The organism is bacterium (genome assembly GCA_030655055.1).
In the GTDB taxonomy this organism is placed as follows: Bacteria; Edwardsbacteria; AC1; order AC1; family EtOH8; genus UBA5202.
Genome location: JAURWH010000211.1, coordinates 1 through 14892, shown reverse-complemented (window position 1 = coordinate 14892; position 14892 = coordinate 1). Strand labels below are relative to the sequence as shown.

9 protein-coding genes are annotated in these 14892 nt (G+C 54.5%); all 9 read right to left on the bottom strand.

Annotated features, from left to right (window positions below; genetic code table 11):
• Positions 1-1678, bottom strand: a 1678-nt coding sequence (locus Q7U71_09840; GenBank protein MDO9392059.1) for an ATPase, T2SS/T4P/T4SS family, incomplete at its 3' end; no start/stop codon positions are given.
• Complete coding sequence (locus tag Q7U71_09835) at positions 1671-1991, bottom strand: Hpt domain-containing protein (protein MDO9392058.1); 321 nt, start codon at positions 1989-1991, stop codon at positions 1671-1673. The genes Q7U71_09835 and Q7U71_09840, both read right to left, overlap by 8 nt.
• Positions 1992-2138: 147 nt before the next feature.
• Positions 2139-6362 carry a PAS domain S-box protein gene (locus tag Q7U71_09830; protein MDO9392057.1) on the bottom strand — a complete coding sequence of 1408 codons (4224 nt, stop codon included), beginning with the start codon at positions 6360-6362 and terminating at the stop codon, positions 2139-2141.
• A gap of 24 nt (positions 6363-6386) precedes the next feature.
• Positions 6387-6752 (bottom strand): response regulator, encoded by a 366-nt coding sequence (locus tag Q7U71_09825; protein ID MDO9392056.1) that lies wholly within the window; start codon positions 6750-6752, stop codon positions 6387-6389.
• 500 nt (positions 6753-7252) lie between these two features.
• A complete protein-coding gene (locus Q7U71_09820) occupies positions 7253-8620 on the bottom strand; it encodes a diguanylate cyclase (GenBank protein MDO9392055.1) in 1368 nt (455 codons plus the stop codon).
• Between the two features lie 79 nt (positions 8621-8699).
• Entirely contained in the window at positions 8700-9080 is a 381-nt protein-coding gene (locus Q7U71_09815; protein ID MDO9392054.1) for a response regulator, read from the bottom strand.
• A gap of 38 nt (positions 9081-9118) precedes the next feature.
• On the bottom strand, positions 9119-12823 hold the full coding sequence (locus Q7U71_09810; protein ID MDO9392053.1) for a PAS domain S-box protein: 3705 nt from the start codon (positions 12821-12823) through the stop codon (positions 9119-9121).
• 9 nt (positions 12824-12832) lie between these two features.
• Positions 12833-13723, bottom strand: a complete 891-nt coding sequence (locus Q7U71_09805; protein MDO9392052.1) for a PAS domain S-box protein — start codon at positions 13721-13723, stop codon at positions 12833-12835.
• 416 nt (positions 13724-14139) lie between these two features.
• Positions 14140-14892, bottom strand: a 753-nt coding sequence (locus Q7U71_09800; GenBank protein MDO9392051.1) for an HD domain-containing phosphohydrolase, incomplete at its 5' end; no start/stop codon positions are given.

Below are 14892 nucleotides of genomic sequence, written 5' to 3'. Positions count from 1 at the left end.
CCGCGTTGGAGGAATGGATGGTGGAGATGGTCAAATGCCCGGAGCTGGCAAAATCCAGGGCCATTTTGGCCGAGTAGGGGTCCCGGATCTCGCCCAGGAACATGATGTCGGGATCCTGGCGCACCGCCGATTTAAGCAGGGACTCAAAGGTCACCCCGGCCTTTTCGTTCACCTGCTGCTGGTTGGCGTAGGGAATGCGGTATTCCACCGGGTCCTCCACCGTTATCAGGCTGCGGCTTTTGGTGTCAATCTGGGACAGGAAACTGTAGATGGTGGTGGTCTTTCCGGAGCCGGTGGGACCCACTATCAGCACCACCCCGTGGGTGCGGCTGGCCAGGTCCTTCATGGCTTCGGACTGCCTGGCTGTCATCCCCAGCTCGGACAACAGGGCCGGCTTCACCGAAGGTTCCAGCATCCTGATCACCAGGCTTTCGCCGTCAGGGGTGGAGCTGGTGGCCATCCGCATCTTAAAACTGCGCTCGCTGATGGAGGCCTCCAGCCCTCCGTCCTGGGGGCGGCGCCGCTCGGCAATGTCCAGCCCGCTCATGGCCTTGAACCGGGAGATCAGCATGTCGCCGGTCTTCTTCTTAAGTTTGAACATTTCGCGCATGTCGCCGTCCACCCGGAACCGCACCAGGGTGTTTTCCTCCTTGGGCTCAATGTGGATGTCGCTGGCCCGCTCCTCCACCGCCGAATAGAGGATGTTGTTGGCGATGTGCATCACCGGATATTTTTCCACCTGTTCCTGGGTAAGCTTGGCCACCTCTATCTTTTCCCGCTTGGTGACCACCTGGCCGGACTGGGAGGGATCGGATGCTCCCTCGTCATTCCGGGCCTGGGCTTCAAACAGCAGCTTTATCTTGGCCGGCTCGGTGACGGCCAGCGCCGCCCGTTGTCCGGTCTTGCCAAAGCTTTCCAGCAGGGTTATCAGTTCTACATTGAAGGGATTGGCCACCAGAAAAATGACCTGCCTTGGGTCTCCGGACATGGCCACTATCTGGTTGCGGCGGGAAAAGGCCGGAGGCAGCACCCCCAGCTTTATTTTTTCCGGGTCTATCTGGGTCAGATACTCCAGCTTTAGATATTCAGCCATGGCCCTGGCCAGTTCGGAAGCAGACAGAGCTCCGGTTTCCGAAAGAAGGTAGATCTCATCAGGAGGCAAACTTGACAAAAGCTCCCGTTTATCCCCGGATATTTTGTATTTTTCCCCCAGCCAGTCCTTAAAGGCCAGATACTGGGCCGGCGATATGACGGCATCCCATACTACAGCCTCCAGCGGCAGGGAATACCATTGTTTCCCGGCCTTTAAGCATACCTCGATCTTGGCAAGCAGTATCTCCCTTTTGATGGGCTTCTCCAGAAAGTCGGCCGCCCCGCAGGAAATGGCCTTCTTACGGTCTTCCTGCCCGCCGGAGGCGGTGAGCACCAGCACCGGGATCAAGGCCGTCTTCTGGTCTTCCTGCAGGCGCTCGCAGAACTGGTATCCGGATACCACCGGCATCATCAGGTCCAGCAGGATCAGGTCCGGTTTTCTGGAGCGGGCTGAGGCCAGTCCTTTTTGGGGATCGGACTCCGGTAACACCCGGTATCCGGCCGGAATCAGATAGCGCTCCAGCAGTTTTAGGATGTTTGGATCGTCGTCCACGCAAAGGATCAGGGGAAGTTCTTTGTCAGTCATATACGACCTCCACTTTTTCCAGATATTGTTTCAGGTTCTGCAATTGCTCTTTAATCCCTTCAGATTGCTGTCCCTTGGCGCAAAGCTCCATGGCCGCCCCGATGGCGGTGATGCCGTCAAAGCCGTAGCCGCCGCCCGAGCCCTTCATGCTGTGGGCCAGCCGCTGGATCAGCTCAAAGTCGGCGCAGAGCAGGGCGTGGTTTATGGTTGCCATGTCCTGGCGCCGGTTTTCCAGGTATCCCGGCATCAGGTCCCGCAGGTCGGGGTCGGCCTTTACCACTATCCTGCCGGAATTGTTTACGGTGGGTTCCATCGCTGGCAAGTCCTTCTATCGATTGATTGCATTTATTGGCGTCGATCATGTAGCTTGGCCTGTAAGTACCTGTCCGCCGAGATATGTTAGTGTACTTAATAAATACCACTGTTAAATCATGTTAATCCTGTCTACCCCCGAAGAATATCAAGTAAGTGGTTCCCCCAGGTACCGGCTTATGGTATCCAGCAGCTTCTGCTTGGCTATCGGCTTGGAAATATAGGCGTCGCATCCGGCCGCCAGGGTCTTGGCCTCGTCTTCCTTCATGGCGTGGGCGGTCAGGGCTATCACCGGCACCCGTTGCTTGTGGCCGGTCCGTTCCAGCTCCCTTATCTTGCTGACCGCTGTATAGCCGTCCATCACCGGCATCTGCATGTCCATCAGAACGATGTCGAATCTCTGCGACTGGTATTGATCCACCGCTTCCTGTCCGTTGTGAGCCGTGGTCAGATGGTAGGGCAGCTTCTTTAAAAAGGCCTGGAGCAGGAAGAGATTGTCTTCGGAATCGTCCACCACCAATATTCTTCTGTTTTCGGTAGCGCCTTCAGGCATTATTACCGGTGCGGGCGGAATGCTGTCTTGGACCTTTGGATCTTTGACCAGCAGTTTGGACAGGGCTTTCTGCAGGTCGGCTTTCTTGACCGGTTTCACCAGATACCCGCTGATCCCGGTCTGCCTGGCCCGGGCAATGTCCCCCGGACCCGTTTCCGAGGTCAGCATCATCATCTGCACTTCTGGCAGACCCTTGATGCTTTTTATTTTTTCGGCCACCTCAAATCCCGACAACCCCGGCATCCGGTTATCCAGCAGGATCAGGTCAAACGATTCATTGGCCGCCGCCGCTGCATCCAATATCTTCAGGGCTTCCAGTCCGTCGGCGGCGGTGACCACCAGGGAACCCAAGCCCTCCATGGTCTCCTGCAGGATCTTGCGATTGGTGAAATTATCATCCACCACCAGGCTGCGCAGTCCTATGGTGGGGGTTTCTTCCGGGCTGGCTCCGTAGACCGCCGAATCGGAGATCCCCAGATCCACCTCAAAGGCAAAAACGCTGCCCCGGCCCGGCTGGCTTTCCACCCAGATCCTGCCGCCCATCATCTCGGCCAGCTGCTTGCAGATGGCCAGGCCCAGCCCGGTGCCCCCGTATTTACGGGTGGTGGAGGAGTCGGCCTGGGTAAAGCGCTCGAAGATCTTTTCCGTCTTGCCCTCCGGGATCCCGATCCCGGTGTCCCGCACCTGAAAGTTAAGCCGGCAGGTGTTTTTACCCAGGCTGGCCGGCCGCACCGATATGGCCACCTCGCCGGATTCGGTGAATTTGACGGCGTTGGCGGCCAGATTGACCACTATCTGCCTCAACCGGGCCTGGTCGCCCACCAGATTGACAGGTGTTTCCGGGGCGAGCCGGCAGGAAAGCTCCAGACCCTTGCGGTGGGCCGGCACCGCCATCACCCCGCTTACCCCCTCCATCAGTTCGGTCAGGCTGAACGGGGCCTGTTCCAGTTCAATCTGCCCGGCCTCGATCTTGGAAATATCAAGGATGTCGTTGATCAGCCCCAGCAGATTGTTCCCGGCGCTGCGGAATATTTCCACATACTGCCTCTGTTCTTCGGTCAAACTGGATTCGGACAGAAGTTCGGACATTCCGATGATGGCGTTCATGGGGGTGCGGATCTCGTGGCTCATGCTGGCTAAAAAATCGCTCTTGGCGCGGTTGGCCGCATCGGCGGCATCCCTGGCCTGGGTCAGTCCGGCCTGGTAATGTTTTAGCAAAAAAGCGTTAACTATTATCGGCCCGGCCACCATCAGCAGCTGTTCGTTGGCCTGGCCGGCGATCCCGGCCGGGATCAGTTTTAAATATTCAAACCCTAAAAATCCTTCCAGACGGTCGTTGAACACCAGAGGAACAGCCACTATGGCCCGGGCTCCCCGGTTTTTTAACATGGCTTTCTCGTTTCCCGCTTCCTTGGGCAGCAGCTCAATGTCCGGGATGACGATGGTCTTTCCGGCCCCCAGGCTTTCCATCCACATGGGATATTCCCGGCAGGGAATGTCCCTGGATGTTTCCAGCAACGGCTCTATCCCCTCAGCCCTCCATTCATAGGTGCAGGACATCAGGGCGCCGGATTTTGTGATCTGGAAAATATAACTGCGGTCGGCCGAGACAAAGCCCCCTATCAATTCCAAAGCATGGTTTATCTCCCGGTCAATTTCATCCAGCTTGACGTTTATGAACCGGGTGGAGATGTCCAGTATCAGCTCCTCAAAGGCTATCCGGTGCTGGATCTCGATCTCGGCCTGCTTTTTTTCCGTGATATCCCGGCTGTACACCACAAATCCCTCAAGCTTTTCCTGCGGACCGTAAAAGGCCTGGGCCTTGCGCCAGATGGTCACCCCCTGGCCGTCCTTGCGCCTGGCCTCCACTTCGCCTTCGGCGTACCCGGTGGCCATCAAACTTTTCCTAAGCTCCAGTTCCGATGATCGGCCAAGCGGGCTTAAAAAATCAGATGATGCCCTGCCCAGCACTTCCTCCCGGCTGTATCCCAGCAGCCCGTGGTGGGTCTTATTGCAGTCCATGATATTTCCCGAGGGATCCAGCAATTCAATGGCGTCGGCGGCGGTATCGAACAGGGTGCGGTATTTTTCCTCGTTTTCCCGCAGTTCCCCTTCCGACCGCTTGCGGGCGGATATGTCCCGTAAAATGCCCACTGCATTCCAGGCCTGGCCGATCTTTACCGCCGAAAGCGACAGTTCCACTTCTATCACTTTCCCGTCCTTTCGGATGGCCTGCAGTTCCACATTCTTTCCCACCGCGTTCCCCTGGCCCGTTTGTTGGAACCGGGAATAGGCCTGGGCATGGGCGTCCCGGTATTTTTCCGGGGCTATCAGTTGATGCAGGTTCTTGCCCATCGCCTCACTGCCGGGATATCCCAGAATGCTTTCGGCGGCCGGGTTCCAAAAGGATATTTTTCCCTCCGGGTCCATCATTATGATGGCATCCTGGGCCGAAAAGGTGATGGCGTTCATAGTATTGTTTTTTTCCAGCAGCGCCTGCTCCGTTTTTTTCCGTTGGCTGATATCCTTGACAAAGGCCAGGATGCAGTCGTCATTCTGGTACTTGATGTAGGCTCCGGTGGCCTCTACCTCAACGGTGGATCCGTCGGACCGGCGGTAACGCCGGTCTGCCACCCGGACCTCGCCATGTTTGAGGGCGGTCTGAATGTTATCCTCTACTCCGGCGGCATCTTTCTCTATGATGTCATCCAGTCTAAGGTTCAGCAGCTGGGCAGGATCATATCCCAGCCAGTTTGAAAGGTAGGGATTGGCCTTTAAGATTTTATGGCTTTGGGCCTCTACAATGAAAATCCCTTCCGGGGCATGATCAAAGACGACCCTTAACTGTTTTTCCGAGGTTTCCAGCTTTTTGGCCGTGGATTTAAGAAAAGTAAATCCGGCAAAAAAGGAGAATAACAGCAATATCAAGATCAGCGTTATTATTATCCCCTGCCGCCGTTGGGCAGATACAGCCTTAAGAAACTGCTGGGCATCCAGGTCCAGGCCCATTATCACAAGATTTCCCGTCTGTTCCCGGCTTGGATTTACCGGGGCAAATCCGGAGACCCAGTATCCCCACCGGTCATGGGAAGGGCCTTCAATGGCAGCCTGGCCGCTGGCAAATATTTCCTTCAACATCTGGCTGGCTTCGGAGTATGTCTGGCCTGGCGGGGAATAATCCGGGGACCCCGGCGGTTCGCTGTCAACCAGAAATATTATGTCCCCGGCCCTGATGGCCATTAAATAAACAAAACGGCAATGGAGGTCCGATTGCCGTATCTGGGTTAGCTGATCTTTTAGCCTTAAATAGTCCGGGTTGTTCAGGTCGCTTTCATTGCCTTTCAGGGTCTTTACCCGGCTGATGTTCACCGCCGCTGCGGCCGCTTTGGACTGAAGCAACAGGGTGGCCTTGACCTCGTCCTCTTCCTGCCGTCCCAGATAATTGGCGGTAAAATAGCCGAAAATAATTACGGCGGCCAGCGCCAGGTAAAACAGCAGAAAGTAGCCGCCCTTAATTCTGGTTGATCCCGGCTCGTCTTGCCTTAACCTGATCACCGCCCTGATCAAAAGAAGTCCGTAGGAAGCCGTAATAATAAATAATATCAGCACCACACCCATGGTTGTTCCCTGGCCATCAGCCAGCGATTCAAACCATAACGCCAACCCTCCGGTCAGGCAGACCGCCAAAGCCGGGAGCCAGCCGGTTAGCCGCACCTTTGCAATGCTGGCCTCAAGCCAGATGGCCAACCCTATTGTCAGCAGGCCGGCTCCGGCGGCAAAGGCCAGATAATCGTAATTATTAATTAGTTGTTCTATCACGTTTATAAGATTTGATGAACCCAGCTAATTTTCCAATGCGTCCTTGACCGCCTGGACCAGAGTTCCGTTCTCCAGCGGTTTTTGAAGATAGGACTTGACGCCCAGTTCGGTTACCTGTTTTTTCAGTTCCTGGTCCTCCAGGGCCGTCACCACCACTACCGGGGTAAAATTATACAGCAGGGAAGTACGGATGGACCGAAGCACGCTGATCCCGCCTCCGGCCGGCATCTTCAGGTCCAGTACCACCAGGTCGGGGCGCTCCTTGCGCACCTGATTAATACCCTGATAAGCGTCTATGGCCACAAACACATGGTGACCGGCCAAACTCAGCTGCCTGGCCATCAGCCTGGTGATATCCGGATCATCTTCTACTATCAGGATCTTGGCCATAACTGCTCCTGTTGTTTTTTCATTTCTAACCTATATTGCCTTGCAAGCCGTTTATCTGACGAATATTTAGCCTATTCAAAGCAATGCTTATTTTACTAATTATACTGATTTTACTCATTTTGTCAATAGTTTTCTGTATTTTTTGTGAAAAAAACTCAACCCCCGCCCCCTTCTCTTATCAAGAGAAGGGGATCTAGGGGATGAGTTCAAATTTCCCAACGCAGAGTTTTTGCGAAATAATAAAACCCCGCCGCACTTCGACTAAGACTTCGGCTGGGGGTGCAGTGAGCTTGCCGGACTGCTCAGTCCGGCGTCTCAGTGCCCGACGGAGCTGGCTGACCCCTCTCCCTGCCTCTCCCCTGACTGCGCTAAACTGCTTCGTCAGGCTGGCCCATCAGGAGAGAGGCATTTATACTCTGAACTGATTATTTAGTCAGAAGGTTATAATGTTTTCGGGTTTTTTCGTGGATTTAGTGGGAAAAAAATGGAAACGCTGGGTCTCAGCTCCCAAACAGCGACACCACCCGGTTCTTCCCCGCCCTTTTGGCCTGGTACAAGGCCTCATCGGCCCGTTTTATTATGTCCTCTCCGCTTTTGTCCTGTTCCGAGGCCTGGGTCAGGCCGATGCTGACCGAAGCCGTCTGGTCCCTGCCCTCTAGGAACTTCTTCTGCTCAACTGCCGCCCTTATCCTTTGGGCTATGTTCATGGCCTGGTCCTCCTTGGTGTCCGAAAATATCACTATGAACTCGTCCCCGCCGTAGCGCACCGCCAGGTCGCTGGTCCGGATCTCGTCCTTGAGTATCCTGGCCGCCCCGCTCAGCACCTGGTCGCCGGACAGATGCCCCAGATTGTCGTTGATGGGTTTAAAGTTGTCTATGTCCATGATCATCAGCGAAAAGATCCGGCCGTGCCGCTTGAACAATGCCAGCTCCCGGTCCATCACCGTGTCCAGGTAATGGCGGTTGTAAAGCCCGGTCAGCGGGTCGGTGATGGACTGTTGGAAGGTCTCGTCCAGGCTGTACTTCAGCTCCTGCTGGGCCAGGTGTTTTCTGATGTTGGCCTTTACCCGGGCCAGCAGTTCCAGCGAATTGACCGGCTTTACCAGGTAATCGTCCACCCCCATGTAAAAGCTTTTGACCTTGGTCTTAAGGTCGCCCAGGGCGGTGATGATGATCACCGGAATGTCCTTGGTGACGGAGTCCTCTTTCAGCTGTTTCAGCAGGTCCAGCCCGCTGATCCCCGGCAGCATCAGGTCCAGCAGGATCAGGTCGGGGATGGCGGCCCGCAGGTACTTCTGGGCCTCCTCGCCGTCGGGCGCAATGTCCACTTCGTAGCCGCCGGTGCCCAATATGGATTTGCAGATGTTGGTTATCCGCTCATCGTCCTCCACTATCAGGATGTGGCTGCGGTAGGAGGCCAGTACCTTTTTCACATGGACCGGAAGCGGCTGGCGGGCGCTCATCTCCTTAAGCTGGTCCTGCAGTTTTTTCAGTTTTACCAGCGAATGCACCCGGGCCAGCATTTCCTGAAGGTTGAAGGGCTTGGTCAAAAAGTCGTCGGCTCCGCTTTCCAGTCCCTGCACCTTGTCCTCCACGCTGCCCAGGCCGGTCACCAGTATGATGGGAATGCCTGCCGTGGCCGGATCGGCTTTAAGCTTTTCGGTCACCTGGAAACCGTTAAGCTCGGGCATCACCACATCCAGTAAAATGATGTCGGGCAGGAAACTGAAGGCCTTTTCCACCGCCTGGGTACCGTTGGCGGCCGATTCGATCTCGTAACCCTGGTCGCTTAAGGCGGCGATGAAAAAGTTGACTATGGTGGGTTCGTCGTCGGCCACCAGTACTTTGGGCTTTGGATCCTGGTTCATGACGTCACCTTTTGTGGTTGTTTAATCGTTATTGATTAGGGTACGTAGCCCAGCCCTTAAGGGCTGGGCTACGGATATATTACCCCACCGTTCCCAGCGCCGTCTTTACCGCCGCCAGCAGTTCCAGCACCTGCACCGGCTTGGACAGATACTGTTTCACCCCCAGCCGGTCCGCCCGCTCCCGGTCGGATGCCTCCACCACCCCGCTGATGAAGATGATCGGTATTTCCCTGGTGGCCGGATTGCCCCTTACGGCTTCGGCCAGCTCAAACCCGTCCATGCCGGGAAGTATGGCGTCGGTGATCAGCAGGTCGGGGAATCTCTGGTGCACCATGTCCAATGCCTCTACCCCGTTTTCAGAGGTTACGGTTTCATACCCGGCTTCCTCTAAAATGGACTGGTAGACCCAGTTCAGGTTGGAGTCGTCCTCGGCCACTAATATTTTGTATGAAGAACTCATATCCCGTCTCCTATATTTTTGCTTTTTTTAGATCTCAATTATTGATCTTTTGTGTCTTTGTGCCACTTCGGTAAACTCAGTGCATCGCTTTGTGGCTGGATGTTTTCTTCGTTCTTTTTATCCGGAAAGTAATCCGGATAAAGCTTATGGGCGCAGTCATCGCACAGGCCGTGGGAGAAGTCGGCATCGCTGTGATCGGACACATATTCCTCCACCTGCTGCCAGTAGCCGCCGTCGTTGCGGATCTTTTTGCAGGAGGCGCAGATCGGGATCAGCCCCTTCAATTGTTTGATGCTGCCCAAGGCTTCCTTAAGTTCGGAGATCATCCTCTCCCGCTCGGCCTCGGCCTTTTTGCGCTGGGAGATTTCCCTAAAGAACCCCACGATGGCCGGGCGGCCCTGGTATTGCACCGGACTGCCGGTCACCTCCACCGGTATCTCCACCCCGTATTTGGAGACCAGCGATATTTCATAGATGCCAGGGATATCATCGTTATGCAGCCTGGCTTGGGCCCTCTTCTGTGATTCCTCCCGGAACCTGGGATGGACCAGGTCCAGCCAAGAGATCCTCTTAAGCTCCTCCTGGGAATAGCCGGTTATCCTGACCGCTTCCTGGTTGGCCACCAGGCAGGCTACCTGAACATCTCCGGTATTCTGCAACATCACTATGGCCTCGCCCGTCCGCCCGGCCGATTCCACCAGCACCCGGTTCTGGGCCTCCGATGATTTCAGTTCATCCTCCATCATCTTGCGCTCGGTGATGTCCTCTTTCACCGCCAGGTATTTGACTACCTTGCCCTCGGTATCCCTGATCCCGGAGATGGCGGCCTGTTCCCAGTACAAACTTCCGTCCTTGCGCTTGTTGTGGAACTGTCCCCGCCACTCGCCGCCGTTTGAGATGGTTTCCCATAGCTTTTTATACTCTTCGCCCGGCAGTTCGCCCGATTTCAAGACCCTGGGATTTTTACCCTGGACTTCATTCATCGAATATCCGGTGATCTTTTCAAAGGCCGGGTTGGCATATTCAATGTTTCCTTCCAGGTCTGTGACCACGATCACGCTGGGGCTCTGCTCCACCGCCACCGATAATTTGCGCAAGTCTGCCGTTAATTTCTTTCTTTCCTCCTCGTCATTCTTCCGGGCAATGGCCAGTGCTATGTTGTCGGAAACGAAGTTGAGCATGGACAATGCCTCGGCCCCGAACCGGATATCTTCCTTGTAAGACTGGGCCACCAGCACACCAAGCGTTTTGTTGCCCACTTTCAGCGGAACCCCTGCCCAGTCTATGGCCGGCGTGCCAACCATGGATACCTTTCCCTGCGCTATCAACAGATTCAAGACCACCGGCGAGGCCAGTAGCGGGGTCCCGGTTTTCAACACATACTCTGTAAGTCCGTTGGCCAGTTTTCGGGATTGCGGGACGGGATCGACCTCGTCCACAAAATAGGGGAAGCTGAGACTTTCTTCCTTTTCGTGGTAAAGCGCTATGTAAAAGTTTTTGGCGGATATAAGTTCGCTAACTGTTTTATGGATCTCGCCGTAAAGTGTTTCCAGGTCTTCTGATTTTACCACAGCTTCGGAGATGTGATAGAGTGCATCCTGAAGTTTTTCCGCCCGCTTGCGCTCGGTGATGTCCTTGGTCATGGTCACTATTCCGGCCGCTTTGTGATCTTTGTCACGGAGAAACGACATCGTCACCTCCGCCCAGATCACTGTTCCGTCCTTGCGGGACTCCTCCAGTTCCATGGAAACAGTTCTGGATGGGTCTGCCCCTCTTACCTCCAGGGCCATCTGTTCTTCAAACATTTTATACACCTTGGGTAAATAAGCTGGGAGGATTATCTGGTCCACTGACTGCATTTTGGCCTCTTCCACCGAATACCCTCTCAGCTTTTGGATGGACGGGCTGACATAGGTGATATTAAAGTTCAGGTCCATTACTGTTATGGTATCTGCTGTGTTTTCCGTGATCAGGCGGAATTTCTCTTCGCTGGCCCGCAGCTCGTCTTCATACCGCTTGCGCTCGGTGATATCCTCGGAGATGCCAAGCAGGTATTTGGCGGTCCCGTCGGCCCCCCGGATGCAGACCTTGCGGGTATGCAGCAGCCGCTGGCCCTTCTTGGCTGTCTGGATCGGCTCTTCCGGGATGTCCAGCATGCCCTCGGCGCCGTCCAGCACTTCCCGGTCCTTGGCCATGAAGTGGGCCGCCTGTTCGGGCGGGAACAGGTCCAGGTTGTTTTTGCCCATCAGGTCCTTGCGGTCATAGCCCAGCAGTTCCTCGCCGGCCCGGTTGAATATCAGGAAACGGAGGTCCTTTGCTTCTTTCAGGAATACCATGTTGGGGATGTTTTCCACCACCGCCTCTACCAGCGCCTTCGATTCGCTCAGTTCCCGCTCCGCCCGCTTGCGCTCTGTGGAGTCCCGGGAAACACTCAGGATGTTTTTCTTGCCGTCAATATTTACCGCAATGGCGTGCACTTCCGTCTGAAACAGCCCGCCGTCCTTTCTTATCCCTTCGGTCTCAAATGTATATTCTCCAAACTGGTCTATCTTTTGCAGCCGTTCGTCTTTCTGTTTCAAGGTTTCCGGGGTTGACATGTCAAATATGTTGATCTTTGCCATCTCATCCCTGCTCAATCCGCGTTCTCTGCAAGCCGCCTCATTATAGTAGACCGGGGTCCCTTCATAATCGTGAACCAGAATGGAGTCGGTCACGGCATCCAACAGTTTGGCTTTAAGCTGGTTTTCCGTTTCCAACGCCTTGTGCGCGGAGATATCCACAAAACTTTCCACCAGCACCGGGCGGCCGTCCAGTTCTGTTTCCACCACGGTCTTCAGGATCGGCACCCGGCGGCCATCGGTGGTCAACAGCACCCGTTCGGAATTATCCAGCTTCTGGCCCTTGTCGGTGATGGGGCAGGCCCCGACCTCGGTTGGGCAGACGAATTTTTGGCAGTGACAATCCAGTAATTTATTGCGTTCTCCACCCATTATCCTGGCCGCTACCGGATTGACATACACAATGGTGTGAGTTTCCCGGTCCACCACCATGATCCCGGTATGTACCGAGTCAAATATCACGTCCATCCTCTGCTGATTCTCCCGTACCACTCCTTCAATCTTTTTCCTTTCGGTGATATCCTCGAACACCGTAGCGAACTCCCCTTTAGAGGGGGAGTAGGCGGTAATGTTGTACCATTTCCCCAGGGGCTGGGAATATTGTTCAAACTGAATTTTCTGGTTATCCAGAGCCACTTTTCCGTAGGTACCAATCCAATCAAAACTGTCCTTCTTGATGTCTGGCATCACTTCGGTGGCCCGGCGCCCTATTATTTCCTTCCGAGCCAGGCCGGTCATTTTTTCAAAGGCCTCGTTGGCCGTCAGGTATTCATAATCAACCGGTTGCCCGGCCTCATTGACAATTATCCGGTGCAGGGCAAACCCGTTGAGCATGCTGGAAAACAGGTTCTGGTAGCGTATCTGGTTCTTGTTGGCTTCGGCCTCTATCGCTTTCCTTTTCCGGACCACAAAGTGGTTGTGAAATCCAAAAGCAACGAAAAGCGATCCCACCAGCACCCGGAAATAGATCTCCATCGGCTCCGGAGAACTAAGGTTCTCTGAGATCGTGCCCTCTTTGAACATGAAGACATCGACCAGAATATCCAGCACCCAGAAGGTCAGGCCGAACAAAATCCCGGTGAATATGGCCAGATATTCATTTATGAATTTGATGATCTTTTTCATGGTCGCCTGCTACTTTTTGTTGTTTTTGTGCCAGTCTTTATGTCCGTCGTTTCCCTTACCCCCGCTGAATTCCGGGTACAGTTTTCCCAGACAGTCTTCGCAGATGCCAAAAGTGAAATCGGCCTCGGTATGCTCCGAAACGTATTCCTCAACCTGCTGCCAAAATCCCTTGTCGTTGCGGATCTTCTTGCAGTTGGCGCAGATCGGGATCAGCCCCCTTAAGGTCTTGATCTTGCCCAGGGCCGTTTGCAGTTCTTTAAGCAGGCTGTTCCGGGCCTGTTCCTGCTGGTGGCGCTGGGTCACGTCCCGGGCCACGCTTAGCACTATGGTCTTTCCTTCCAGGTCCATCAGGCTGGCGTGGACCTCGGTAAACAGCTCGGAAAGGTCATCCCGCCTGCCCGCCATTTCAAAGGTCAGGCTGCCTTTCTGCTCCAGTTCTTTCATTCTTTCCCTTAAAAATCCGCTGTTTTTCACCTCGGACATCATGCCTTTCATTTCCAGACGGCTTTGGTTGGTCCGGGCGGCCGGTTTTTTGCCGCCCATCCTTTCGGCGGCGGCGTTGGCATAGACAAAATTGCCTTCAAGATCGTGGGCCACCACCGCATCGTTGACCTCATCCAGCAGCCTGGCTTTAAGCTCGGTGTCCATCTTTAGCTGCTTTTGCTTGTTTAGCATTCTTTGGGCCAGGTAACCGAAGGCTATGAACAATGAGCCCACCAGCAGCCGGAAATATACCTCCATCGGTTCGGGGGCCATCAGCTGGTCAATCATGGTGCCCTCGCCAAAGAACAGCGCGTCTATCAGTATGTCCACCAGCCAAAACCCCGCGGCAAACAGAACACCGACGACGGCCAGATGTTCAAAGATGAATGATAGATCTATTTTATTTTTGGCGTCCATGATATTCTCCCCGGGCCTTTTTGGGGTCCGTTGTTAACCTGGTCATTGGATTACTAGGCTTTTTATAAGGAAGCCATGAAAGCATGAAACAAAATACTGTTATTAAGAGGGGCAATGCTTCGGCAGACTCAGCACAAGTAAATATGCGCCATTTTTATTGGGAATCCCCGCCTTGCGCCACCGCTGTAGCTAAGGCGCACGCGGCAGTAAATATAATAGCGTAAGCGGTCATTAATACTATGGCGGACTGGCATGAGGCCATTTGTAGTGAGTATGCGTTGTGCTGAGCCTGTCAAAGTACCGTACTACTTGTGGTGAGTTTAGCGAACCATGAACACTAAACATTGAATACCCTAATAGATTCCTGCCATTCCTGGATTCCTTATAATATTAAACCTCGGTGCGGATTTAAGTGCTCAATCCGTTTCATTCCGTTCGGCGTGTTTCTTGTATATTTCCTCAAAGGCCTGGTGTTTTTTCCTGAATACTTCAATTATGCCGGGGTCAAAATGCCGGGGATGGGAGCGGTCATCCCCCTCGGTCAATATGCTCAAGGCCTGCCGGTGGTCCATTCCGGGCTTGTAGGTCCGCTGGCTGCGGATGGCGTCATACTGGTCCACCACGCTGGCAATGCGCCCGGCCAAAGGTATCCGTTCCCCGGAAAGGTTTTGGGGATAACCGCTGCCGTCCCAGCGCTCGTGATGGGTCAAGGCTATCTGCTGGGCCAGGTCCAGTATCTCGGAATGCGAACCGGTCAATATCCGGCTGCCGATGGTGGTATGTTCCTTCATCACGGCCCATTCTTCCGCGGTCAGGGGGCCGGGCTTCAGCAGGATGGCGTCGGGAATCCCCACTTTGCCGATGTCGTGCATGGGCATGGCGTAGTACATGGTATCTACGAATTCCCTGTCCAGCCCCAGCTCCTGGGCCAGGACCTTGGCGTAGTGGCTGGTGCGCCGGATATGGTTGCCGGTGTGTCCGTCCTTGTACTCGGCCGCCAGGGTCAGCCTGAATATGGTGTCGATGTATCCGTCCTTGATCTTGTCAAAGGCCTGGTCCCTCTGCAGCAGGGCGTTTTCCAATTTTACGGTCCGTTCCTTTACCTGCTGTTCCAGTGTCAGGCTGTAGTTCTTTAAAAAATCGTGGTATTCCTTGATGTTCAGATTGTT